The sequence below is a fragment of the Enterococcus aquimarinus genome (assembly GCF_001885765.1).
Lineage (GTDB): Bacteria > Bacillota > Bacilli > Lactobacillales > Enterococcaceae > Enterococcus_I > Enterococcus_I aquimarinus.
Window position 1 is genome coordinate 1 of sequence record NZ_JXKD01000022.1, and the last position, 25,040, is coordinate 25,040.

The 25,040-nt window shown below is 39.0% G+C and carries 25 protein-coding genes and 1 other annotated feature; of the genes, 22 read left to right on the forward strand and 3 right to left on the reverse strand.

Going from position 1 to position 25,040, the window contains the following annotated elements; all coding sequences use genetic code 11:
• The first annotated feature begins 115 nt into the window (after positions 1-115).
• The 9 genes from RU93_RS11035 (at position 116) to RU93_RS11075 (ending at position 11,021) form a co-directional block, all read left to right on the forward strand.
• The gene (locus tag RU93_RS11035) at positions 116-1,747 is read left to right on the forward strand and encodes an extracellular solute-binding protein (protein ID WP_071875689.1); all 1,632 of its coding nucleotides are present in this window, start codon (positions 116-118) and stop codon (positions 1,745-1,747) included.
• 316 nt (positions 1,748-2,063) lie between these two features.
• Complete coding sequence (locus tag RU93_RS11040; RefSeq protein WP_071875690.1) at positions 2,064-2,690, forward strand: YesL family protein; 627 nt, start codon at positions 2,064-2,066, stop codon at positions 2,688-2,690.
• Positions 2,687-4,957 carry a helix-turn-helix domain-containing protein gene (locus RU93_RS11045; RefSeq protein WP_071875691.1) on the forward strand — a complete coding sequence of 757 codons (2,271 nt, stop codon included), beginning with the start codon at positions 2,687-2,689 and terminating at the stop codon, positions 4,955-4,957. The genes RU93_RS11040 and RU93_RS11045 overlap by 4 nt, the downstream gene beginning before the upstream one ends.
• A 21-nt stretch (positions 4,958-4,978) precedes the next feature.
• Positions 4,979-5,923 carry a DUF7916 family protein gene (locus RU93_RS11050; protein WP_071875692.1) on the forward strand — a complete coding sequence of 315 codons (945 nt, stop codon included), beginning with the start codon at positions 4,979-4,981 and terminating at the stop codon, positions 5,921-5,923.
• 245 nt (positions 5,924-6,168) lie between these two features.
• Entirely contained in the window at positions 6,169-6,357 is a 189-nt protein-coding gene (locus tag RU93_RS12365) for an alpha-L-fucosidase (protein ID WP_071875693.1), read from the forward strand.
• A complete protein-coding gene (locus RU93_RS11060; RefSeq protein WP_281246339.1) occupies positions 6,314-7,492 on the forward strand; it encodes an alpha-L-fucosidase in 1,179 nt (392 codons plus the stop codon). Before RU93_RS12365 ends, RU93_RS11060 begins: the two co-directional genes overlap by 44 nt.
• A 40-nt stretch (positions 7,493-7,532) precedes the next feature.
• Positions 7,533-8,168 (forward strand): YitT family protein, encoded by a 636-nt coding sequence (locus RU93_RS11065; RefSeq protein ID WP_084131422.1) that lies wholly within the window; start codon positions 7,533-7,535, stop codon positions 8,166-8,168.
• Positions 8,169-8,269: 101 nt separating this feature from the next.
• The gene (locus tag RU93_RS11070) at positions 8,270-9,679 is read left to right on the forward strand and encodes a glycoside hydrolase family 1 protein (RefSeq protein WP_071875696.1); all 1,410 of its coding nucleotides are present in this window, start codon (positions 8,270-8,272) and stop codon (positions 9,677-9,679) included.
• A complete protein-coding gene (locus RU93_RS11075) occupies positions 9,663-11,021 on the forward strand; it encodes a family 20 glycosylhydrolase (RefSeq protein ID WP_071875697.1) in 1,359 nt (452 codons plus the stop codon). Before RU93_RS11070 ends, RU93_RS11075 begins: the two co-directional genes overlap by 17 nt.
• 116 nt (positions 11,022-11,137) lie before the next feature.
• Here RU93_RS11075 and RU93_RS11080 read toward each other — a convergent pair whose 3' ends face one another.
• Positions 11,138-11,773, reverse strand: a complete 636-nt coding sequence (locus tag RU93_RS11080; protein WP_071875698.1) for a copper homeostasis protein CutC — start codon at positions 11,771-11,773, stop codon at positions 11,138-11,140.
• A 90-nt stretch (positions 11,774-11,863) separates the two neighbouring features.
• On the opposite strand from RU93_RS11080, the gene RU93_RS11085 reads away from it, so the two are divergent.
• The 3 genes from RU93_RS11085 to recD2 all read left to right on the forward strand — a co-directional run bounded on the left by RU93_RS11085 (position 11,864) and on the right by recD2 (position 15,930).
• Complete coding sequence (locus tag RU93_RS11085; protein WP_071875699.1) at positions 11,864-12,709, forward strand: methyltransferase domain-containing protein; 846 nt, start codon at positions 11,864-11,866, stop codon at positions 12,707-12,709.
• 223 nt (positions 12,710-12,932) lie between these two features.
• A complete protein-coding gene (trmL, locus tag RU93_RS11090; protein ID WP_071875700.1) occupies positions 12,933-13,436 on the forward strand; it encodes a tRNA (uridine(34)/cytosine(34)/5-carboxymethylaminomethyluridine(34)-2'-O)-methyltransferase TrmL in 504 nt (167 codons plus the stop codon).
• 31 nt (positions 13,437-13,467) lie between these two features.
• Positions 13,468-15,930, forward strand: coding sequence for an SF1B family DNA helicase RecD2 (gene recD2, locus RU93_RS11095; RefSeq protein WP_071875701.1), 2,463 nt, complete (start codon positions 13,468-13,470; stop codon positions 15,928-15,930).
• An 81-nt stretch (positions 15,931-16,011) separates the two neighbouring features.
• On the opposite strand, the gene RU93_RS11100 is transcribed toward recD2, so the two are convergent.
• Positions 16,012-16,980, reverse strand: a complete 969-nt coding sequence (locus RU93_RS11100; protein WP_071875713.1) for a diacylglycerol/lipid kinase family protein — start codon at positions 16,978-16,980, stop codon at positions 16,012-16,014.
• Between the two features lie 589 nt (positions 16,981-17,569).
• On the opposite strand from RU93_RS11100, the gene RU93_RS11105 reads away from it, so the two are divergent.
• Complete coding sequence (locus RU93_RS11105; protein WP_071875702.1) at positions 17,570-18,064, forward strand: QueT transporter family protein; 495 nt, start codon at positions 17,570-17,572, stop codon at positions 18,062-18,064.
• Positions 18,065-18,306: 242 nt separating this feature from the next.
• On the opposite strand, the gene cbpA is transcribed toward RU93_RS11105, so the two are convergent.
• Positions 18,307-18,978, reverse strand: coding sequence for a cyclic di-AMP binding protein CbpA (gene cbpA, locus RU93_RS11110; RefSeq protein WP_071875703.1), 672 nt, complete (start codon positions 18,976-18,978; stop codon positions 18,307-18,309).
• A gap of 148 nt (positions 18,979-19,126) precedes the next feature.
• On the opposite strand from cbpA, the gene rpmG reads away from it, so the two are divergent.
• From rpmG to rplL, 9 genes are all read left to right on the forward strand, one after another.
• Positions 19,127-19,279 (forward strand): 50S ribosomal protein L33, encoded by a 153-nt coding sequence (gene rpmG, locus RU93_RS11115; RefSeq protein ID WP_071875704.1) that lies wholly within the window; start codon positions 19,127-19,129, stop codon positions 19,277-19,279.
• A 14-nt stretch (positions 19,280-19,293) separates the two neighbouring features.
• Positions 19,294-19,464 carry a preprotein translocase subunit SecE gene (gene secE, locus RU93_RS11120; RefSeq protein ID WP_071875705.1) on the forward strand — a complete coding sequence of 57 codons (171 nt, stop codon included), beginning with the start codon at positions 19,294-19,296 and terminating at the stop codon, positions 19,462-19,464.
• Positions 19,465-19,592: 128 nt separating this feature from the next.
• On the forward strand, positions 19,593-20,138 hold the full coding sequence (gene nusG / locus RU93_RS11125; RefSeq protein WP_071875706.1) for a transcription termination/antitermination protein NusG: 546 nt from the start codon (positions 19,593-19,595) through the stop codon (positions 20,136-20,138).
• A 173-nt stretch (positions 20,139-20,311) separates the two neighbouring features.
• Positions 20,312-20,977 (forward strand): L-serine ammonia-lyase, iron-sulfur-dependent subunit beta, encoded by a 666-nt coding sequence (sdaAB, locus tag RU93_RS11130; protein WP_071875707.1) that lies wholly within the window; start codon positions 20,312-20,314, stop codon positions 20,975-20,977.
• Between the two features lie 12 nt (positions 20,978-20,989).
• Positions 20,990-21,859 carry an L-serine ammonia-lyase, iron-sulfur-dependent, subunit alpha gene (sdaAA, locus tag RU93_RS11135; protein WP_071875708.1) on the forward strand — a complete coding sequence of 290 codons (870 nt, stop codon included), beginning with the start codon at positions 20,990-20,992 and terminating at the stop codon, positions 21,857-21,859.
• A 152-nt stretch (positions 21,860-22,011) separates the two neighbouring features.
• Entirely contained in the window at positions 22,012-22,434 is a 423-nt protein-coding gene (rplK, locus tag RU93_RS11140) for a 50S ribosomal protein L11 (RefSeq protein WP_071875709.1), read from the forward strand.
• A gap of 104 nt (positions 22,435-22,538) precedes the next feature.
• Complete coding sequence (gene rplA, locus RU93_RS11145) at positions 22,539-23,228, forward strand: 50S ribosomal protein L1 (protein WP_071875710.1); 690 nt, start codon at positions 22,539-22,541, stop codon at positions 23,226-23,228.
• A 51-nt stretch (positions 23,229-23,279) separates the two neighbouring features.
• Positions 23,280-23,408, forward strand: a sequence feature (ribosomal protein L10 leader region).
• 36 nt (positions 23,409-23,444) lie between these two features.
• Positions 23,445-23,948: a 50S ribosomal protein L10 gene (rplJ, locus tag RU93_RS11150; RefSeq protein WP_071875711.1), complete on the forward strand. Its 504-nt coding sequence runs from the start codon at positions 23,445-23,447 to the stop codon at positions 23,946-23,948.
• Between the two features lie 48 nt (positions 23,949-23,996).
• Positions 23,997-24,362 carry a 50S ribosomal protein L7/L12 gene (rplL, locus tag RU93_RS11155; RefSeq protein ID WP_071875712.1) on the forward strand — a complete coding sequence of 122 codons (366 nt, stop codon included), beginning with the start codon at positions 23,997-23,999 and terminating at the stop codon, positions 24,360-24,362.
• Positions 24,363-25,040: the final 678 nt, after the last annotated feature.

A 25,040-nucleotide genomic window follows, 5' to 3' on the forward strand; every position in this document is an offset into this window, starting at 1 on the left:
AGTATTTCGTTAAAGGAATGTTGGTTGGTTCTGTTAAAGGATAAAAAAGTATCATCCATTCGTTTAAAACGGCTTTAGCCGATTTAATAAAAAAGATTCAAGGGGAGAATTAGAAATGAAACAAACGAAAGTACTAGTCAGCTTACTCGCATGTGGTGTGTTACTTGCAGCATGTGGTAATGGCGGAGACAAAGAAAATACAAAAACAGAAGTAGAATTAGGCACAGCTGGAGAATTTCCTGTTGTAAAAGAAAAACTTTCAATGACGATGATGGGTCCTTCTACAGGCGCATCTGAATGGGCAGATATGGGCTTTTTCAAAGGAATGGCCGAAAAATCAAATATCGAATTTACGTTTACGACGCCTCCGGTAGCTGATTTTGGCACAAAGTTAAACTTAGCATTTGCAAGTGGTGACTTACCAGATGTTTTATTCGGTACCGATACGAACACATTGACACCAGCGATGGAAATGGACTATGGTAGTCAAGGAATTTTAGTACCAATTGAAGATCTAATTGCGGAAAATATGCCGAATTTTAGTAAAGTATTAGAAGAAAATCCAGATGTTCGTAAGTCAATTACAACACCGGACGGTCATATTTACTCATTACCAATGATTCACCGCGGAAATACAGCGATTTGGCCTCGTGGACCAATCTGGTATAACGGCGAATGGTTAGATGCGTTAGGCGTAACGGAACTTCCAAAAACAACGGATGAATTTTATGACTTACTCGTTCGCTTCCGTGATGAAGATCCAAACGGTAACGGCAAAAAAGATGAAATTCCATTGACAGATGTGAAAATGGATTCAACTCGTCCATGGTTAATGTCAGCATTTGGAATTACGGACCGTACGATTGAAGAAATCGATGGTAAAGTCGTGTTTACACCAGTAACTGAAAACTACAAAGAATATGTGACATTTATGAATAAATTATATTCTGAAAAATTATTAGACCAAGAAGTTTATTCGCAAGCGGATGAGCAAAAGAAAGCTAAAGGTCAAAACAATCAAATCGGATTATTCCCAGATTGGTTCTCTTTCTTTACGACAGGTCGTCAAGAAAATGAAGCTGTGATGGATCCAATGTTCTACCCATTAACGTCAGATATTAATACAGAGCGTGTAACGCCAGGTAGCCCACGTATGGGTCGTTCAACATTCGCGATTACAAGTAATAATCCTTCACCTGAAGCAACGTTACGTTGGGTTGATTATTTCTACAGTGAAGAAGGCGCAGATTTCTTAAACAAAGGTCCAGAGGGCGATTTCTGGGTGTATGCTGAAAATGATAAAGGCGAACAAGTTCGCGTCTTTGCAGAAGGTGTTGATCCAACTGAGTCTGAAGAAGCACGTTCAAAAGTAACACCAGATTACGGTATCATGGTACCAAAAGTTGAATTCCCTTCAGATCCAAGTTCAAATGTTTTACCAGATGCGAATGCGGTTAGTGATACAACATTCCAAGATTTCTTAACGGCTGAAACGGAAGAGAAAATCACACCGTTTGCGAAAGTGACTTTCCCATTATTATACTTAACAACGGAAGAGTCTGATAAAGTTCGTGACGCTGCAACTGATTTAAAAACATATGTTGAACAAATGGAAGCGAAATTTATCACTGGATTAGAACCAATCTCAAACTGGGATAAATACGTGCAAACACTTGAAAGCATGGGCTTAGAAGAATACGTAAGTGTGCATCAACAAGCTTACGATCGTTGGGCAAGTGCTGAGTAATTTTTTGATGATACAACCAAAAGCGAAGACATCGAGAAAATCGTTGATCTTCGCTTTTTTTCACTGGAAATTTGGATAGATAAATTGAAATCTACCTGTCCATGCATGTTATTTTATTATGTGGGAAACGTTGTAAAATAAGTTTAGAGTAGTCACAAATGTTGTTTATATGAGAACGCTTCAAGTTTGCCTTAAATAAATCATAAGAACAGACAATTCTTAGGGCATTTTCATCGATTTTAACTAAAAAATTCGCTTGTTTTATGGTAAGCTATTACATGTAGGTTTTTTATAAGTTTTAGGGGGGCAACAAAAAATGAGAGAAATGAAAGGAATCATTAAAGGTAGCTATGTTTTGGGGCAAACCATTATTGATGGTCTATACTTGCAACTTTTATTTATTCTATATGCGTTAAAAGGAGCCGTTTTATTCGGAGTCTTTCCGGCACTAGCTGCGGTTTTTCAAGTGATTTATCTTTTCTTTATTCGTGGAAAAGAATACGTGAAAATTCGTGAGGAGTACGGACAATTTTATCGAAAATATTTTAAAATGAGTAATTATCTGGGATACACGATGCTAGCGGTGGGAGGATTTTTAACCTTCGACTTACAAGTGAATAAAACATATATCCAATCAGCCATCGTTCATTACGGGCTAATTTTGTTATTCATTTTGTTTTTAGGAACCTGTTTGTTCGTTTTTCCAGTACTATGCCGTTATGAATTAACGTATAAGCAATACCTTCGACAAGCGGTTACCTTATTTTTTACGAACTTAACGGAAGCGATTGCGATGTTAGTTGGAACGTTTGTCATTATGGCGATTTATGTGGGGATCCCGATTTTACTGATTATTGCCGGTGTACCGTTGATTATTGTGCCAGTGATGTGGTTTGCTTTACAAGGAATGAAAAAGACAGAAGCTAGGGCTGATACGCTATGAAAAAGCTATTCGGATCATTTAGACAAATCCGCTTTAAATTTAAAACACAGACTTTTCGTCGGTATGTTTTTTCCTATTTATTAGTGTTTTTGCTCCCATTTTCAATCGTCTCTTTTATTTGGTATCGGACGTCAACGACAAGTATCAATGATCAAATTGACTTATCGGCGAAAAATCAATTGATTCAAGTGCAATCGATTATGTCCGGAAATTTGAGTCAGTTAGATTTGATTACGAAACAAATGACTTACAATCCTTCTTTAACCGAGAAAATGGCAACGCATCCATACTATGCAACAGAAATGATTAAAGAGTTACAACGCTACAAAATTTATAGTAATTTAATCGAAGAATTATACATCTATTTTTATGATCAACCGAACAAATTGTATTCAGCGAGTGGACAAATGGATTTTTCAACCTTTATTGAAAGAAGATATGATTTATTTGTGTTTGAGGAGAAAGGTCTAAGAGAATCGCTTAGTACCAATGTTCCATTAATTTATACAGTCCCGAAAGTCTCGTTTGATGATAGTCTCGGTTTAATGTCTTATTTTGTCCCGTTAACTTCAGCAGAAGGTAGCCCATATGGCACGGTGATGTACACGATGAAAATGCTGGATATTCAACGAGCGCTAGAAAAAGCGATTGACCAAGAGTCGGGAAAAGTGTTGATGTTGGATAAACATTATCGCTTACTGGCGGCATCCACGATGGATGATATTCCTGAAATGATGTATCGTCCATTGCAAGTCGAAGCATTACTGAAAGAAGAATCGAAGAAAACCAGTGAAGGTGAATTTCGGATTAGTACCGTCCAAGATGAAGATTTTGGCATTACCTATGCGGCCTTAACCAATGGGAGTCTTGCTTTAAAAGATGTCAAGAAAACCCAATTACGCTCTTTGACAATCGTCATGTTCTTACTTGCGAGTGGTGTAGTGGTGGTTATCTTTATAGGTCGCCGCCAATATCAACCGATTCATGAGTTAGAAAAATTGATGGAGCAACAAATGGGTGATGCTTCTGGCGATGAAGAATTAGACAGCTTGGATAAAATTGGAAATCACGTGGTGACGTTCTTAAAACAAAACAAAGAACTGCATCAAGAAATCAAACGCCAAACGCCACTTGCGAGAGAACAAGTTCTTAGAAAACTCTTAATGGGACGTTTTAAAGACAATCAAGAAATTGATTTATTGCTTCAAGCGGTGAATGTGAAACTATATAGTCATGGCTATTTTGTCATGTTAGTCGATACAAAAATGGTCACAACGACAACGAGTATCCAAAACCAAGAATTTTTGATGAGTTTCCTGGACGATCTTTCAGGCGAAAATTACCAAGCGTATGGATCAGAATTATTATCTAGTCAGGCTATTGCGTTATTAGTGAGCTTGGGTAAAAATAGTGATCCACAAAAAGTCGTCAAAGAAATTGTCGCAAAAATTGTGTTAGAAAATGTCGTCGCTCCAACCGTGGGTGTCGGGGGTGTGGTCAAAGAATTAAGTGCGGTTAATCTCTCCTATATTGAAGGATTAGCGGCCTTGGAATATCACACGATTTCCGGTTTACCGAATCAAATTTTATTCTTTAATGACATTAAGCATACGAAGAAAAAAGAAACTTTTTCTTATCCAACAGAAGAGCAGTTGAAACTGCGTCAAAGTTTACAACAAGGGAATTACGAGATTGCAGAAGAGACGATTCATGAGCTGGTTCAAAAAGGGATTAAAGAGCAACCGACAATTGCTGGGATGAAGCTCTATAGTTACTACCTATTAAATAGTGTCGTGACGAGCGGCGTTGAGATTGTGGGACAAGACTTTTTCCAAGAAGCAGAAGCGGCCGCAGATTTTTCGAATATTTTTGAACTTGAAAAAGAATTACTCGCAATGAGCAAACGAATTTGTTGTGTTGTGCAAAAAAATCCAAAAAATCAAGAATCGCAATTACAAAAAGATATCTTCTCCTACATGGATGCACACTATACGTCACAAGAATTTTCGTTAGAACAAGTCGCAGAGGAATTTGATGTCTCTGTTTCCTACTTAAGTCGCTTTATCAAAAAAGAAAGTGGCGTAACGTTTTCGAAATATGTTCAAGATCGTCGTCTCGAAAAAATTAAACGAGATTTAATTGAAACAGGTGCACCGATTAAAGATATTATTACAGCTGCTGGTTACTATGATGTATCGAACTATACGCGTAAATTTAAAACGATTGTTGGGATGACTCCTGGACAATTTCGTGAAAAAAATCGATAGAATAGAAAAGAGGATATCATAATGGTTAAAAGGTTAATTAGTGCAACAGCATCAGAAGTTCGTCAAATGAATCGCGAAGACATGTTTGAAGCAATTAAAGCGAGTGAAGGACGTGTCATTGTGAGTGAAAATGTTTGTTGTTCGGCGACAGCCACTGACAGTACGACCAATGCAGAATTAGCGGCAGCGTTTGGAGCAGATATGTTACTACTCAATCTGTTTGATTGTTTTAATCCGGTCGTGATTGGCTTACCCGGTATTGGTTTATCTGAAGCATTTGATTACTGGGCGCATCCAGAAAAAAATACACGCAATCCAATTGCTGAATTAAAACATTTGACGGGCCGTTTAATTGGAATTAATTTAGAACCAGTTGCGCCAAATCAAGCAACCATGGGGCAAAAGGTTGAAATTGGTAATGGCCGTAAAAGTACCGCAGCGACCTTCCAAGCGGCTCAAAAACTAGGTGTGGATTATATTTGTTTAACGGGGAATCCTGGGACAGGTGTCACGAATGAGCAAATTACAGAAGCGATTCGAGTGGGGAAAGAAAACTTTCAAGGATTAATTATTGCTGGGAAAATGCATAGTTCAGGTGTCGATGAACCAATCATGACACCTGAGGCGATTCATGAATTTGCTAAAGCAGGGGCAGATATTCTACTCTTACCAGCGGTTGGAACAGTTCCAGGATTTGATCAAGAAGAACTAAAAGCTGCTGTGAAACTTGCGAAGCGCTTAGGCATGTTAACCATGTCAGCAATTGGTACGAGTCAAGAAAGTGCCTCGCCGGAAACCATCCGTCAAATTGCGTTATGGAATAAAATGTGTGGCGTTGATTTGCAACACATTGGCGATGCCGGCTATAGCGGGGTTGCACCTTGCGAAAATATTTACCACTTATCAGTTGCGATTCGTGGAATGAAGCATACGATTCAAATCATGGCGCGTTCCATTAATCGTTAACTCGCTAGATAAAAATAACCGAAAGAGACAAAAGACGTTCATCCGTCCTCTGTCTCTTTTTTGCGTAAAAGGAAAGGTTTCAAGTAAAAGAGGCTCAAAAAACTATGTAATCTAGGATGAAAGCGTTCTAACAGGAATACATATTGTCTTCACTTCTGTGACTAAGTAGAGTAGGGGTGACCGTTAAAGGAATCATCTCATTGCTGAGTCAATAGCGTGAACAGTTAACTAGAGGAGGGATTGACATGACCAATGAACACTTAGACATTGAAGAAAATTTAGAGGCGACGTATGAAAGCTACTCAGAATTACCCGAAAACATTCTAAGAAAACTCGAATGGTTTCAAGACCAAAAAATTGGTGTGATTTTTCACTGGGGAATCTATACAAATGCGAGTATTGTTGAATCGTGGCAGTTATCAGAAAGAAGATGACTGGGCCCGAAAACGTGGTGGTTGGCGCAACGACATTGATGAATTACGGGAAGATTACTGGAACTTGCATTATCAATTTAATCCCCATAAGTTTGATGCAGCGGATTGGGCAAAAACGTGTAAAGAAGCGGGTTTTCGCTATATGATTTTTACGACGAAGCATCACGATGGCTTTAACATGTATGACACAAACTATTCAGATTATAAAGTGACGAGTGAGCCATGTCCGTTTGCCAAAGATCCACGGGCCGATATTTTTGGTGAAGTCGCGACTGCTTTTCGCAATGAAGGGTTGAGTGTCGGCGCGTATTATTCAAAACCCGATTGGCATTCACCGTTGTACTGGGTACCTGGTGAGCGACCAAAAGGACGATATGCAAGTTATGACCCATTGGAATATCCGGAACGTTGGGCGCAATATGATCAATTTGTTCATGACCAACTGGTGGAAATCACGCGAAATTATGGTGATTTAGATATTTTGTGGCTCGATGGTGGTTGGGTCAATAAACGCCATGAGCAATTAGATATGACGCGCATTGTCACGGACGTTCGCCGAAACCAACCGGATCTTTTAGTGGTTGACCGTAGTATTGGGGGCATTCATGAAAATTATGTGACTCCGGAACGCAAAATACCAGATGTGCCACCGACTAAGGCGTGGGAGAGTAATATCCCTTTAGCTAAAAATTGGGGATTTTGTGCCAATGATGAATTTAAAACGTTCGCTGAAATACTAAAGAGTGTGGTAAAAGTGGTGGCGATGGGCGGTAATATTATCTTAGGTTTTGGCCCCAAGCCAGATGGGACACTTTCGAATGAGGCAAAAGCGATTTTAAAACCATTAGGTAGATGGCTGGCGACATTTGGCGATGGGATTTATGAAACGCGCCCAGTTGACGCTCCATTACCACGTGGCTGGTACGCGACTAAAAAAGGGCACAGACTGTATCTTTTCCACGAAAAAGGGGAGATGCTACCCTTAGAAATCCATGATCTACCGGCCGGAATCAAAGATATTCGCTTGTTAGCGACGCAAGAAACCGTCTCTTTTGAAACACTGAACCAAACCTTGGATCATGAAGCGTTATTCGAAGTCTACCAAATCGATTATGCATCAACGGTCACGAAGTAGTCTGTTTTAATGAATGAAGGAAGATATTGGATGGGATAAGATGAGACAAAGACAATCGCATGTACGCGTGCGTGGCATGGCTAAAATTATTTTTGGGAATATCCTTTTAGCTTTAGCTTATGCGAAATGGATGGTTCCACGAGGGATTATCAACGGAGGCGTGACGAGCCTTTCGTTAGTTTTACAAAAAATCACACAGCTTCCCTTGCCTTGGTTATCAAATGGTTTAACGCTGTTATTGTTAGTGATTTGTGGGTTATTTTTAGGAAAAGCGAGTTTAATGAAATCAATCGTGAGTAGTCTTTCATACATGTTCTTCTTTACGTTGTTTTATGAATTGCCTTTTACGCTCATGACGACGTTTCCCATCGATTTTTTACTCGCTTGTTTGTTGATTTCTTTTGGTTATTATTGTTGTTTATCAGAAGGTTCTTCGACAGTCGGTGTGGATGTGATTGCGCTCGTGCTTTATCAAAAAAATCCGCAACGAAACTTAGCGAAGATGATTCGTCATTTGAACCTCTCCGTCTTAGTGTTAGGCTTATTAACCTATGGCGTGTTTGCGGTTTTGACGGGATTTCTCTTTAGTGTTAGTTATGCTTGGTTTTTAGAAAAATGGTTAGCGTGGGATGCTAAACGGCAACAAAAAGGGCTAGATATCGCGCAAAATCACTGATGTGTATTCCTTGCGAAAGCGCTGTAAGAGAAACACATATTGTCATGTATTCGTTTTCTTAGTAGAGTGAAGATAAGATTCGATTAGGAGGAGTGAGATTAATGATAAAATTTCCAAAAGATTTTTTATGGGGTGCGGCAACGTCTGCCCCACAAACAGAAGGTGCTGCATTAGCGGATGGTAAGAGTCCATCGACATGGGATAAATGGTTTGAAATGGAACCAGAATTGTTTTTTGACCAAGTAGGACCAAACGACACGTCGAATGTTTATTACCAATATAAAGAAGATGTCGCTTTAATGAAAAAAATGGATATGAACTCATATCGGACATCGATTGCCTGGACGCGTCTATTACCAGATGGCAAAACGTTAAATCCAAAAGCGGTTGAATTTTACCGTAACTATTTCCAAGAAATGCTTGATAATGGCGTTGAACCAATTATCAACTTATTCCACTTTGACATGCCATGGTGGTTAATGGAAAAAGGCGGTTGGGAAGCGAGAGAATCCGTTGATCATTTTGCTTTTTATGCAAAAACGGCTTTTGAACAATTCGGTGATTTAATCAAGACATGGGCAACCTTTAATGAACCACTAGTCCACATTGAATGTGGCTATATGGGAGATGCCCATTGGCCAAAAGTTCGTGACTTCAAACGAGCGATTCAAGTTGGTTACCATACGATGTTAGCACACGCGAAAGCGGTAGAAGCTTATCGAACCAATCCTCATAATGATGGGAAAATCGGGATTATTTTAAACTTGTCACCGGTTTACGCGAAAAGTGAAGAGCCGGCCGATCAAGAAGCGCGCCATAAAGCAGACTTAATTTACATTCGTAGTTTTGTCGATACGGTAGCACTCGGTTACTTCCCAGAAGAATTGATCGAGATGTTGCGTGAAAGTGACTTATTACCGACAACCATTGCAGGAGATCGTGCGATTTTTGAAAATAATATTGTCGATTACGTCGGTGTGAATTATTATCAACCACTACGAGTGCAAGCACCAGAAAATCCAGTCTTTCCAGCTCAATCACCAGGAGCGTGGGCACGTGGTTATAATTGGCCTGAAAAACGCATTAATCCGCACCGTGGATGGGAGATTTTCCCAGAAGGTATCTATACGATTGCGATGCGTATGAAAAATGACTATGGGAATATGCCGTGGTTTATTTCTGAAAATGGTATGGGTGTAGAAGGCGAAGAACAATTCATGGACGAAAACGGCATTATTCAAGATGATTACCGGATCGAATTTTTAGAAGAGCATTTAGAATATCTCGCAAAAGCAATTGAGGAAGGCAGCAACTGTTTTGGCTACCATATGTGGACGTTTTCTGATTGCTGGTCATGGTTAAATGCGTATAAAAATCGTTATGGTTATTACCGAATTAACCGCGACGATAACTACCGTCGTTCAGATAAAGCAAGTAGTTATTGGATGAAAAACGTGATTAATCAACATGGTTTTACAAGAGGGGAGCGTACTGATGACGAGAAAAAATGAGTGGATCTTAGCAATCAATGATCCGAGTTTATTAATCATTGCACGACGTTTCAACCAATTGATTCAAAAAATCAATGGTGTTCCAGGGAAAATTTCTCAAACAACGGCAAAAGGAGCAATTTCTTTACAGTTAGATCGTCAAGCGACAGACAATAAGATCGAAAAAAATGAAACCATTACAATCACAGGGAAATCTGAGCAGGCGGTTCTTCAAACAGCCACGTACGCTCTATTACGAGAACATTTAGGTCAACTAAATAAGGGTGAAACGCTTGTTCAGATGGCTCAAGAGCGTCGAATCTTTATGCTAGATATGGGGCGGAAGTTCTTTTCGAAAGAGACGATTCTCAGCTTTATTGATGTTTTGAGTTTTGCTCAGTTTAATTTTCTTCAATTACATTTTTCTGAAAACGAAGGCTTCCGAATCGCGTGCGATACGGCACCAGAAATTGTTTCGGATGATTTCTTATCAAAAGCCGATGTCATCGAGATTATTCAGTATGCGCAATGTTGTGGTATCGAGATTATTCCTGATTTTGATAGTCCGGGTCATTTAAAACAACTATTAAAAAACCGGCCGGAGTGGCAACTCGAAAAGAAAAATGCAGAAGGGGAATTTGAAAAAAATCCCACCGCGTTAGATATCACCAATCCAGAAGCGGTTGAGTTTATTCTTTCAATTTACAAAGAATACGCGGCCCTCTTTTCAAGTAGCACGTACTTTCATATTGGAGCCGATGAATTCGTTGATTTTGATGAAATGGAAGCTTATCCGCAACTTCAAGATTATGCCAAAGAAGTTTACGGTGAGTCTGCAGAAGGAATTGATGCCTTTGTTGGGTATGTGAATCGAATTATTGAAGCAATCAATGGTTTTGGTTTTATTCCACAAGTTTGGAATGACGGGTTTTTCCGCTTGAATCGAGCAGAAGTGGTGAAACTTTCGGAAGCAGTCGAAATTACCTACTGGACAAAATGGAACCAACACATGGCACCTGTCTCGACGTTTATTGATCGAGGATATACCGTTATCAATTTTAATGATAACTATTTTTATTATGTGTTAGGTGAACATGCGGGGTATACGTATCCGACTTATGAAAAAATAATCGATTCGTGGACACCAGATATGTGGCCACAAGAACAAGTAGTTGCGGTAGATACGACGCAATTACCAGGCGTGGCAGTGGCAGTCTGGGCCGATCGACCGGATGCTCAGACGCAAGAAGAAGTGCTCTTACATGTTTCGGAAATCTTCTTTGCAGTCATGCAAAAACAAATGGGTGACGTCTTCATTACAAAAGATGCCCTAACAGCCTTTTTAGCGACCATTCTAAAATAAATCAATCGCTTATAGGGAAATCGTTTCCTTCTTTATTGCATTGCAAAAAACCGTCTCAAAAGCATCATGGACTGATCGCTTTTGGGGCGGTTTTTGTTGATTTGAGTTATCTTTCGTTAGAGCGCGATAATTTTTGTTCCGTGGACTTCTGGAACACCAAGCGTTTGTGCGACTTCGGCTGCATTTTCATGCGTAATGCCACCACCAGGTAAAATCAAAATCCGACCATTGGCATAAGCGATTAACGCTTTTAAGTGTTCATAGTGTTCGCTGATTGGAACCCCAGCTGGGCCACCATGCGTTAAAATGCGGTCGACACCATGTTCAGCGAGCCAATCAATCGCGGTAAACTGTTTTTCTACCGGCATCGCATCAAACGCCATATGAAACGTAATAGGCAAGCCAATTGCGCGATCAATTAAGACGTCAAGTGCTTCTTCATCAAGGTCACCATCAGCTGTTAAACAGCCAATGACAACGCCATCTGTTCCTAATTTTTTGGCTTCAATCAAATCGGTTTCCATTATTTTTAATTCATAATCGTTGTACACAAAATCGCCACCACGCGGACGAATAATCGTCATCACAGGAACCCCGTGATCGTGAGCATAGGCGACAGTACTTTCAATCACTCCAGCACTAGGAGTCGTCCCACCCACAGTCAAATTATCACAAAGTTCAATTCTTTTGGCTCCATTGGCAATGGCTTGGGGAACATCTGTAAAGTTTTCAGCACAAAATTCTTTTAGCATTTTCATAACTCCTTCAATATTTTCTACATTGTCTTCACATTTTAGCATAAAAATATGCTAAAGTAAGAAAGAAAGTGTGGGTGAAGAAAGATGTTAAAAAAAATTGAGCGCGGTGCGATGTTTATTCAAACACAAAGTGACTTATTTCGATGTCCAACGTGCCATCAAATGATGCATGCGCAGGAAAAAGCGCTCGTTTGCCTTGAAGGCCATCGTTTTGATGTGTCGAAAAAAGGTACCCTCTATTTTTTAAATCATCAGATAAAAACAGATTACGATCAAGAAATGTTTGAACATCGTCGGAAATTAATCGTACACGGCATGTATCAACCTCTTCTAGATTTATTACAACCGTTTTGTCAAAATCAACGAATCTTAGATGTAGGGTGTGGAGAAGGGAGTTTCTTGCAGCAATTAAATGAGCAAGCGACGCTTTTGCCGAGTGTTGGTTTTGATATTTCAAAAGAAGGAATCTATTTAGCTTCAGATTACGGAGAAAATGTCTTTTGGTGTGTAGCGGATTTAACCAACTTACCTTTTCAAGAAGACCGTTTTACAACCATTTTAAATATTTTTTCTCCTTCAAACTATCAAGAGTTTCAACGGGTACTAGTTGATGGCGGTCAACTCATTAAAGTTGTTCCAAGAAGTGGCTATTTAAAAGAACTTCGCGCGGCTTTTTATCCCGAAGATGAGAAAAAACAACACTATTCGAATCAAGCAGTCGTTGAAAAGTTTCAAGAAACATTTCGTGAAAGTGAGCGTCAAACGCTAACTTATGTCTTTGATATCCCTGAATCCTGTCAACTTTCTCTCCTAGAAATGTCACCATTAGAATGGGGCGTTTCGATGGAAATAAAAGAAAAATTACAGAAAAACCCGCTAAAAAGGATAACCATTGATTTGGACATCCTAATTGGTCGGATTTCTGACTAAAATAGGAAGATTATGTGAAGATTCTTATAAAATCTTATTGAATTCCTCACAATGACGTGGTATATTAAGAACAAGTTAATTTTCATTGGTTTTTATCAGCATCCTGTTCTGATAAAAGTTAGTGAAAAGAACTTCACTAACGTAACGACTCGCCGTGCTAGACACCGAGTTGGTACGTTTTTTTTTTGACAAAATGTAAATTTACAGAAAAAGAGGGAAGACCGTGAATCATATCGCTTTATTTGAACCACAAATACCAGCTAATACTGGAAATATTGCTCGAACGTGTGCTGCGACCAATACGCCATTACATTTAATTGAACCTTTAGGATTTTCTGTCGATGATAAACAATTGAAGCGTGCCGGCTTAGATTATTGGCATGACGTGGAGATTCATTACCATCCAAACCTAGAACATTTTTTAGCGTTTGTAGGAGAACGTCCGTTACATTTAATTTCAAAATTTGCGAACAAAACATATAGTGAGATGAATTATGCAGATGGAGAAGATCATTTCTTCATTTTCGGGAAAGAAACGACTGGTTTACCAGAAGATTTCATGCGTGACAATGCCGAGAAGTGTTTACGAATTCCAATGAATGATGAACATGTTCGCTCATTGAATTTATCGAATACAGCCTGTATGATTGTTTATGAAGCGTTACGTCAACAAGGATTCCCGAACTTAGAACGCACTCATCATTACGAAAATGATAAACTTGATTAATTGAGATGAACATTGAAAGGAGCGAGCAACGATGTCTGAAAGAATGTATATAGTCGGCAAAGTTGTCGCTATTTTTTATCAAAACCCGTCGAACTTTTATAAAGTGATCTTGATTAAAATCACCGATACCAATAGCGATAATACCGATGACGAAATTGTCGTAACGGGGAATTTTGGTGATATTCAAGAAGATGAATTGTATCGTTTTTTTGGTGTCTTCGTGGAGCATCCAAAGTACGGACGCCAACTCCAAGTTGAAACGTACCAAAAAGAGCAACCGACTTCTGAAAATGGCTTGATTCAATTTTTGTCGAGTGAAAAGTTCCCAGGAATCGGAAAACGGACGGCAGAACGAATTATTGAAACGCTCGGAGAAGAAGCGATTGATCGTATTTTGGAAGATCCGACTTTACTTGAAGGAATTCCATCATTAAATGAAAAAAAACGAACGCTACTCGTGGAAACGTTGCGCCTGAACTATGGGATGGATCAAGTGATTGTCGGGTTGAATCGTTATGGCTTTAGCAGTCATCTTGCCTTTGCGATTTACAAGATGTATAAAAATGAAGCACTTGAGATGATTGAAGAAAATCCGTATCGTCTTGTCGAGGACATTGAAGGGATTGGGTTTAAAAAAGCCGATCAAATCGCGGAAGAAATCGGAATCAGTGCGACTTCCCCACAGCGGTTGCGTGCAGCGATTTTGTATCAAATCATGCATCATTGTCTGCAAACTGGGCATACTTACGTTCCTGCTCAAATGTTATTAGAACAAGCGATGTTTCTTTTAGAAAATAGTCGCCCGGTTGAAATTCAAGCGGAAGCTTTAGCTGACTGTGTGATTGAGTTGGTAGAAGAAGGGAAAATTCAGCAAGAGGGTACCAATCTATTTGAGAATAGTTTGTATTTTTCAGAAATGGGGATTGCGACACAGATCCAGCGATTACTCGATGACAATGACACCCTTCAGTATCCAGAAAAGAAATTAAATCAATTGATTCGTAAAGCAGAAAAACAATTAGGAATCACTTATGGTCCTTCACAAGAACAAGCGATTAAGGCAGCTGTTTCATCGCCGTTATTCATTTTAACGGGTGGTCCGGGAACAGGTAAAACAACTGTTATCAATGGGATTGTCCAAATTTTTGCAGAACTCCATGACATTGAACTCGATCTTAAAAAAAATACCGAAGAAGCTTTTCCGATTTTACTCGCCGCACCAACGGGACGAGCGGCGAAACGGATGAACGAAACGACTGGATTACCTAGTGGTACACTCCATCGTTTATTAGGCTTAAATAGTCACGAAAAAGCGCCAGAAGAAGGAACGAAAGAGGTGGAAGGACGATTGTTAATCGTCGATGAAATGTCGATGGTAGATACTTGGTTAGCCAATACCTTATTAAAAGCGATTCCTGACGGGATGCAAGTCATTTTAGTCGGTGATAAAGATCAACTGCCATCGGTTGGACCCGGTCAAGTCTTGCATGATTTGCTGGAAATCCCGATGATTCCAAAGCAAGAATTAACCGAAATTTATCGTCAAGGTGATGGTTCGAGTATTATCCCCTTAGCGCATGAAATCAAAAATGGACAAATGCCAAAAAATTTATTGGAAAACCAAAAAGATCGTTCTTATTTTCGTTGTGAAGCCCATCAGATTGAGCCGTTGATTGCGAACATCGTGACGAAAGCGAAAAACAAAGGGTTTACCGCCCAAGATATTCAAGTGCTTGCTCCGATGTATCGTGGTGTTGCAGGAATTAACGCATTAAACCAAATGATGCAATCGATTTTTAATCCAAATCCAGATGGACGAAAAAAAGAAGTCCAATTTAATGAATCCGTTTATCGAATTGGGGATAAAGTATTACAATTACAAAATATTCCTGAAAAAAACGTCTTTAATGGGGATATGGGAGAAATTGTCGGCATTACGTATGCGAAAGATTCAGAAGACAAAGTCGATGAACTCTTGATTCGTTTTGATTTAAATGAAGTCAGTTTTACGCGAAACGAATGGCAACAATTGACCTTGGCTTATTGTTGTTCGATTCATAAAGCGCAAGGGAGTGAATTCAAGATGGTCATTTTGCCGATGGTGCATCAATATCGGCGGATGTTACAACGGAATTTACTCTATACGGCGGTGACGCGAAGCAAAGAAATGTTAATTTTACTCGGGGAACCTTCTGCGTATCAACGAAGTATTGAGCAAGAATCGCATGTGCGGTTGACTGCTTTAAAATCACGCCTTCTTGGAACAACCTTAGGAGAGTCGGAGGTCGCCCATCCTGATACTCATCAAAAGGGACAAACGGTCGACACACCGACTGTAAAAGATTCTGAGGAGACGCTCAGTACAAACGATGTGCCAAGAAAGACGCCAGTAGAAGAAACGATTCTAACTATTCAAATGGTCGAAGAGGAACAGGTGGATCCGATGATTGGAATGGGCGAGATATCCCCGTTTGATTTTTTATTGAATGCATAAAGAGAATGACAAAAAAACGCCAATGTTGTCGCTTGCTGAACGACGAGATTGGCGTTTTTGATATGATTTCAAAATGAGTACTCAACAAAACCACATTTGTTGCGTGATAGGTGTCACTACGAGATCAAATGAACTTTCTGGCAATAGTTCGCCATCTGCTTGTCCGTATTGAGGAACGGTCGAAGTGAGCCGTAATTTACTCGTTGCAAAATGAACGAAATCCTTTGATTTTTCTTGTTTTTTAAAGATGAGCATTCCAATTAAGAAAAAGATTTTAAAAAGTGAGTGTCGCTCAACTAATACAAATTCGAATTCTGGAATGTTATTGTTAGCAGAAGGTGCGATGGCGATGCCCCCACCAAAATAGGGATGGTTGGTAATCGTACATAAAAAAGCTTTTTTAAAATTCCACTCTTGTCCGTTTGCTTCAACTAGAATGGGAAAGCCTGATTGTTTAAATAAGACACTAAGAACTGAAACAATGTAAGCCATTGAATTCAGTTTAAACTTTTTAAGGTGTTTTTTGGTCTCTTTTTGAGTTGTTTGATGAATAACGGCACCATCAATCCCAATGCCAATATTATTTAACGCAATCCCTGTTGTCCCTGAAATTTGTTCATGGTAGGAGAGAATAGAAATTGTTTGGGGCTCTTTTGTCTTGACGATATTCCAAAAAGCTTTGATTGCCTCACGCGAAAGGTCAAAACCGCGTGCAAAATCATTTCCCGAACCTGCTGGAATATAGGCAATCGGAACCTCGCTATCTAAACGATGACACTCATCAATGACTTGATGTAAGGTGCCGTCACCACCCAAAACAATCAGAAGGGGAAAAGGGTGATCAGAAGGAATCGATTCTTCTTCCCAAGGGACAAGAGTCGACTCAATGAGTTCTTTGGCAAATAATCGCTCGTGACCTGGATATTGAGTGAAATAAGTTGAGAAAAGAAATTGATTCTTTTTTAATAATTCAATGATGTCATTACCGGCTTGTTTCCCACTGCCACCACCAGAAGCAGGATTGATAATGATATGATAATGGAATGTCAACATGCTTAACCTCATCAGCTCTTAAGAATTTCTTATTATTATACCATGAATTACGAAAAAGAGAAAAAAAGACAAAAAAATAGAATCCGATGAGAGTTTTTTCGCTGTTTGTCTGGTTCAAGTGCTTTTCAGACCTTTTACATCTACTTTACACTAGAAGGTTCTTATGTCCACTTCATAAGGGTGTAAACTCATCGAATTCCTATTCAATTAGTAAGGAGTTGCTCAAATTCCCACTTCCTTTTATGTTTTATTTGAAAGACTCACAACAACTCTGTTCTAGTAGCACCTTTTTCGGCTACTTTACTGGGAATTCCTATGTCTCCTTACACTTGTAGTATAGCATATATTCGACAAAATGCAAGCGTTTACAACTGTTTAAACTCATAAAGTTTGGCTCTCCATTGAATCATCAGAGAGTCCCTAAAGTTGTCTTTACGGCAATCAATATGACCCGGAATTATCTCGTTAGAAAAGGATTTGACGGCTAAAAACGTTGGTTGACTCTAGAGAAGGGTATGCTATAATACCACTTGCGGTTCATCAACCATCCCGCGTCAAAAAAACTTGGAGAAAGTAGGAAAAAAGAGTGAGTAAAAATAGTAATGGAGTCAAAGTAATTGCCGCAAATGCGATTATCATGGGGCTATACGTGGTATTAAGTTTAGTATTGCCTTTTTCATCAGGAGCCATTCAGTTTCGGTTATCAGAAAGTTTAAACCATTTAGTGGTTTTTAATCGGAAACTATTATGGGGCGTCTTTGGAGGCGTCATTATTTATAATTTATTTTTTGGATTTGGGATTTTAGATGTTGTTTTTGGTGGCGGACAGACGCTTTTAGCGCTTCTTTTGACAGCAAGTTTACATAAAATCGTTCCAAATATGAAAGCACGCTTAGCCTTGAACGTTCTCTTTTTTACAGCGAGCATGTTCATGATTGCGTTAATGTTAATGATGACGGCCGATTTACCATTTTGGCCAACGTTTGCAACGACTGCTTTAAGTGAGTTTATCATTATGACAATTTCCGCACCTGTCATGTATTGGATTAACAAAACGGTTGATTTTGAACAAAGAGTTTAATAATAGAAAAACAAGCGAGCACGCTCTCAATAATGAGAAGGTGCTCGCTTGTTTTTTTACTCTTGTTTAATCTGGAAGTATTGAATACTTGCAAGTAATTGATCAGAAATTTGGGATAAATTACGTGAGACACAGACGAATTCTGCCATTACTTTAATTTATTCCTGGCTGGCTTCGCTCGTTGTTTGGCTGATTAAATGAACAACTTCTTTTAGCGTATTTTATCCTTTCAACGCTATGACTTAATATGATTTGCTTTCATATTCAAATTCACGTGGTTCGGGTAGTCTAGAATCAACACGGGTTACGTGAAATTTCTTTCTTTCTAAACGGTAAATAATTTTATTTTTTGTTTCTTCATCGACTGTTTCTGGCAATGAGATTAAGACTTCTTGCTTCGTCTCACTTGGAACAAGGTTTAGCGTCAAGCAATTGAGAATGGGCGATACTTTTGAAACAATTTTGGTAATCGCCGTCAAGTCTGTTTGTTTACCATTGGTTTCGATGGTTAATGTATAACTGCTATTATCCAATCCGATACGATCGTACCAAGCATTCAACATTTTTTCGTGGCTTAAGATGCCAAGAAATTCTTTTTGTTCATTTAACACGGCAATATATGGTAAGTCTCTCATTGAAAAGAAGAGATTAAAATAGGAAGAATCACTATAAATAAATTTCGTCGCATTTTTTAATAAGTAAGTAACCGGTAAATTCATGTCTCCATGACTGGCGAGGTGGCGATAAATATGCATACGGTAAATATTTCCCCTAAATAATTGATGATCCTCATCTAAAATAGGCACGCAGCGATTATTGGACGCTTCTAAAATCTCGAGTGCTTCTGCCAAAGTCAGAGATTCGGTTACAATCGTCAAGTCTTTCTTGGGAGTGACGATAGTTTCTAATAACATTTTTACTCCTCCAAATTTCATCTATTTCTAACTTGATTATAATATCATACAAATAAAGAAAGGCATAGATAGAATTGACAGTTTTTTAAAATCGTGATAGATTTACTATTAGTGACTCTCGTTTTTTTGAAACAAAGGAGGCCGTGAAATGGCAGTAAATAAATCAGCCTTAGCTTGTTCCGTCTGTGGTTCCCGTAACTACGCAAAAGCAGTAAGCCAAGGGAAAAAGACTGAACGATTAGAAATCAAGAAATTTTGTAAGTATTGTAAAGTACACACACTTCATCGCGAAACGAAATAAAGGAGGCCGAAAGTATGAAATTTTTAAGCAACGTCAAAGAAGAAATGAAAAAAGTCACTTGGCCAAGTGGGAAACAATTACGTAAAGATACAATCATTGTAGTAGAAACATCACTTGTTTTTGCACTTTTATTTTATGTAATGGATACCGGCATCCAAACCATTTTTAGCTGGATTTTGAAATAAGTGTAAATGATTTTCACTAGCAGAAACTTAGAAAAAATGGTATAATCATACTTGAGAAAAAAACTTCGGATTGTCTGAGGTTTTTTTATTTGGATAAAAGACAAAGAATGATAGGGAGTCAATCAAAAATGGAATCTTTTGAAAAAAGCTGGTACGTATTACATACCTATTCAGGTTATGAGAACCGAGTAAAAGCAAATATTGAATCTCGTGCTCAAAGTATGAGAATGGGGGATTATATTTTTCGTGTCGTTGTCCCTGAAGAAACAGCAACAGAAGTAAAAAATGGCAAAGAAAAAGAAGTAATCAACAAGACATTCCCAGGTTACGTATTAGTTGAGATGACGATGACAGATGAATCATGGTACGTGGTTCGTAATACACCAGGTGTTACAGGATTCGTTGGGTCACATGGCGCTGGAAGTAAACCTGCACCGTTACTACCAGAAGAAATTAATTCTATTTTACGTTCATTAGGAATGAACGTTCGGAATAATGATCTTCACTTAGAAATCGGCGAAACCATCAAAGTGATTGAAGGTGCTTTTTCTGGTTTAGAAGGTCAAGTAACAGAAATTGACGAAGAAAAACAAAAATTAAAAGTCAATATTGAAATGTTTGGTCGTGAAACCAGTACGGAACTTGATTTCGATCAAATTGACAAAATTGATTAATTGAATACGTGAAAGAAGAGTCTAAACAGCGAGTTGTTGTGGCTCTTTTTTTTGTTGATTCATAAAAGAAAATATTTGATAAAATTCATCAAGAGCGCTTGTTTTGTCTTCGCTGACATTGTAATGTAAGGAGAATGATGAATTGTTTTATACGAGGGAGTGGAGAGTAAATCATGGATCAATTAAAGTATCGGAGTGTCTTTGATATTATTGGGCCGATCATGGTGGGACCTAGCAGTTCCCATACAGCTGGCGCGGCAAGAATCGGTAAAGTCGTGCGTCGTATTTTTGGGGAACAACCAACAAGTGTCGATATTTATTTATATGAATCTTTTGCAAAAACGTATCGCGGTCATGGTACCGATATTGCACTGGTTGGGGGATTATTAGGAATGGAACCCGACGACGAGCATTTAGCTGACTCATTAAAAATTGCGCATGAACAAGGAATGGAAGTTTGTTTTGTTCCAAAAAAAGAAAAAGCGGAGCATCCGAATATGGTGCAATTAAAAGTTAGCAAAGGCGCACATAAATTAACAGTGACCGGCATCTCGATTGGCGGCGGGAATATTCAAATTTCTGAAGTCAATGGCTTTAAGCTGTCCTTGTCGCTAGGAACACCGACATTTGTGATTGTCCAACAAGATGTTCCTGGTATGATTGCAAAAATCACCCAACTATTCTCGCAAGCGGATGTCAATATTGGTACCATGACGGTCACGCGTGAATCAAAAGGTGAAAAAGCGATTATGATTATTGAGACGGATGAGCGCCGGGATGATTTTTTAGCAGAAATTCAACAAATGGATGCGGTATATAGCGCGTCCTATTTTGAGTAGAGGAGTAAAAATATGTTTCATTCAATCGAAGAACTAATCGTACAAAGCAAAAATTATGATTCTGTTGCAGCATTAATGATTGCGACCGAGATTGCACTCACCGGTCGTTCTCGTGAAGAAATCCTCCAACTAATGGAGCGCAACTTAACAGTAATGGAGCAATCAATAATTGAAGGTGTGGCAGGGGTGACTTCGGTGACAGGATTAACCGGAGGGGATGCGGCGCGTATGAATGCCTATCTTTCAGCGGGAGAATTTTTAAGCGGAGAAATCATTTTAAATGCGGTACGTAATGCGATTGCTGTTAATGAAGTCAATGCCAAAATGGGCTTAGTCTGTGCGACACCTACTGCCGGAAGTGCGGGTGTTGTTCCAGGAGTTTTAATGGCTTGCCGTGAACCATTAGGCATGACTCGTGCGCAACAACTTGATTTTTTATTTGTTGCAGGTGCATTTGGCTTAGTCATGGCGAATAATGCCTCGATTTCAGGAGCGGAAGGTGGTTGTCAAGCTGAGATTGGTTCAGCTAGTGCGATGGCAGCTGCTGCATTAGTTTGGGCAAAAGGCGGCAGTGCGGAACAATCCGCCCAAGCTGTTGCCATTACCTTAAAAAATATGATGGGTTTAATTTGTGATCCGGTCGCGGGTTTAGTAGAAGTCCCGTGTGTGAAACGTAATGCGCTAGGTTCTTCCCAAGCCTTTATTTCCGCAGATATGGCACTTGCTGGGATCAAAAGTGTGATTCCGGCAGATGAAGTGATTGCGGCGATGTATCAAGTCGGACGGCAAATGCCGGCAATCTTTAAAGAGACCGCAGAAGGGGGCTTAGCGATGACCCCAACGGCACAGCGCTTAACAAAAGAAATGATGGGAACAGAATAATTGAGTAAAAAGTGTTGTGTTTTTGATTTTTTTTGTTATAATGTTTGGAGTGTGTGTGTCTGTGCATGCATGCTCGCAATATGAAGTAGTAAGTGGGAGGAGAAATTTGTATCTCCAATTAACCACATCACGGACTCAAGGAGGTATGTCTCGTGGCAAAGAAAGTAGATAAAATCGTTAAGTTACAAATTCCTGCAGGGAAAGCAACACCAGCTCCACCAGTAGGACCAGCATTAGGTCAAGCAGGCGTAAACATTATGGGATTCACAAAAGAATTCAACGCTCGTACAGCTGACCAAGCAGGACTAATCATTCCAGTTGTGATTTCTGTATATGAAGACCGTTCATTCACCTTCATTACAAAAACACCACCAGCAGCAGTATTATTAAAGAAAGCTGCTAACATTGCTAAAGGTTCAGGTACACCGAACAAAGATAAAGTTGCAAAAGTTTCAGCTGATCAAGTAAAAGAAATCGCTGAATTGAAAATGGAAGACCTAAACGCAGCATCGCTTGAAGCAGCAATGCGTATGGTTGAAGGAACTGCACGAAGCATGGGGATTACAGTAGAGTAATTTCTACAACCCTAACGAAGTAGCTTCTCGGTTCGTACTATGTTGAAAGATATAGGATACGTGGGAGGTTCTACCGTTAAAACCACATAAGGAGGAAACACAAAATGGCTAAAAAAAGCAAAAAAATGCAAGATGCATTGAAAAAAATTGACGCTACTAAAGCTTACTCAGTAGAAGAAGCTGTAGCATTAGCAAAAGAAACAAACATTGCAAAATTTGACGCAACGGTTGAAGTTGCTTACCGTTTAAATGTAGACCCTAAGAAAGCAGATCAACAAATCCGTGGAGCAGTAGTATTACCTAACGGAACTGGTAAAACACAATCTGTTTTAGTATTCGCTAAAGGCGAAAAAGCAAAAGAAGCAGAAGCTGCTGGTGCTGATTACGTTGGCGAAGGCGACTTAGCTAAAAAAATCTTAGATGGCTGGTTCGACTTTGATGTTGTTGTAGCGACTCCAGATATGATGGCTGAAGTGGGTAAATTAGGTCGCGTCTTAGGTCCTAAAGGTTTAATGCCTAACCCTAAAACAGGCACTGTAACAATGGACGTTACAAAAGCAATCGAAGAAGTAAAAGCTGGTAAAGTTACTTACCGTGTTGATAAAGCTGGAAACATCCATGTTCCAATCGGTAAAGTATCATTTGACGATGCGAAATTAGTTGAGAACTTCAAAACAATTCATGACGTATTAATCAAAGCAAAACCTGCAGCAGCTAAAGGTCAATACATGAAAAACATTTCAGTAACGACTACTTTTGGACCTGGTGTTCACGTAGCAACAGATTCATTTTAATTAGACAATAAATACTTGACTCAGTCATTGTATCTGTGATACGATGACTGAGGTTAAATATTAACTGTACCGAAGACAGTAGGTGACACTAGTCATAATTCCTACCGAGGACGTTTATTGATGAGAACATTCAATAGTCCCTCTATGTCTACGGTGGCATAGGGCTTTTTGTATTTATAGAGGCTCTTCCATCAAAATCAGGAGGTGAAATTAATAATGAGTGAAGCAATTATTGCTAAAAAAGCCGCTATCGTTGAAGAAGTAACAGAAAAATTCAAAACAGCTGCATCTGTGGTGATCGTCGATTACCGTGGATTAACTGTAGATGAAGTAACAAAATTACGTAAACAACTACGCGACGCAAATGTTGAAATCCGTGTTATCAAAAACTCAATCCTTTCACGTGCAGCGAAAGCAGCAGGATTAGAAGGTTTGGATGAAGTATTTACAGGACCAACTGCTGTTGCATTTAGTAACGAAGATGTTGTTGCACCTGCGAAAATCATTGATGAATTTTCAAAAGAAGCAAAAGCATTGGAAATTAAAGGCGGTATTATCGAAGGTAAAGTATCAACTTTGGAAGAAGTTACTGCTTTGGCGAAATTACCAAGCCGCGAAGGTCTTTTATCTATGCTTTTATCTGTATTACAAGCGCCAGTCCGCAACGTGGCTTACGCAATCAATGCAGTTGCAGAGAAAGATTCAGAAGAAGTAGCTTAATCGCTGCTTAAACACAAAAAAATTATCTATTAAATGGAGGAACTTAAAATGGCATTAAACATTGAGAACATTGTTGAAGAGCTAAAAGGCGCAACAATCTTAGAATTAAATGACTTAGTAAAAGCAATCGAAGAAGAATTTGGCGTATCTGCTGCTGCTCCTGTAGCTGTAGCTGCTGCTGGTGGCGCTGTTGCTGAAGAGCAAACAGAATTCACTGTTGAATTAACTTCTGCTGGCGATCAAAAAGTTAAAGTTATCAAAGCAGTTCGTGAAGCAACTGGTTTAGGACTAAAAGAAGCTAAAGGTTTAGTAGATAGCGCTCCTGCTGCTGTTAAAGAAGGCGTTGCTAAAGAAGAAGCTGAAGCATTGAAAGCTGCGTTAGAAGAAGTTGGCGCATCTGTAACTGTTAAATAATTCTTTTTGAATGTTAAAGAGTCAGAATCCTTATTATATGAGGATTTTGGCTCTTTTTTTATTTTTTGTAAATGAATATTGTCTCTTCACCCAATAATGTGGATGACATTTCGCGCTACCCTATGAAAAATCGCCTTTTATGGGGGCTGCGAGACGTTCAGCTCGAAAGCTTCAAACTCTAGGTACGTGCTGAAGCACGAACCTAGAGTCATTCACATTTCGTCTTTTAACGTAGCTGACACAAGGCATTTTTCTTCGATCCGCTAGTATTTCAACTCTTTTTGATGTCTATTTCGTCAAACGATGAAAGAAATGATAAAAGAAAATGTTTAAGTGATGAGTCTAGCATCAAAAAAATAATTGATCCGAAAAAAATGTTGAGGAATAATACGGATTTTAGTCATCAACATTAAAAGTTATACAGCCTGAAGATTAATTTCTAATCAACCGTTTCAGGAGATCCCTTCAATTCGTTCCCTTTTCGATTTGAATTTTTAGGGTAAATGTTGTTTGTACGAATTGAACAAAGTGAGGAAGGAAGATTCAACGAACTATCAAAACTTTTTTGAAAGGCTATCTTATTGAATAAAAACCTGTTATGCTAGGTCAACAGTAAAAATGAAAAGGCTTACTCGAATGTTTTTATCGAATTTGCGGGCGAGAAAACCCACTATTTTA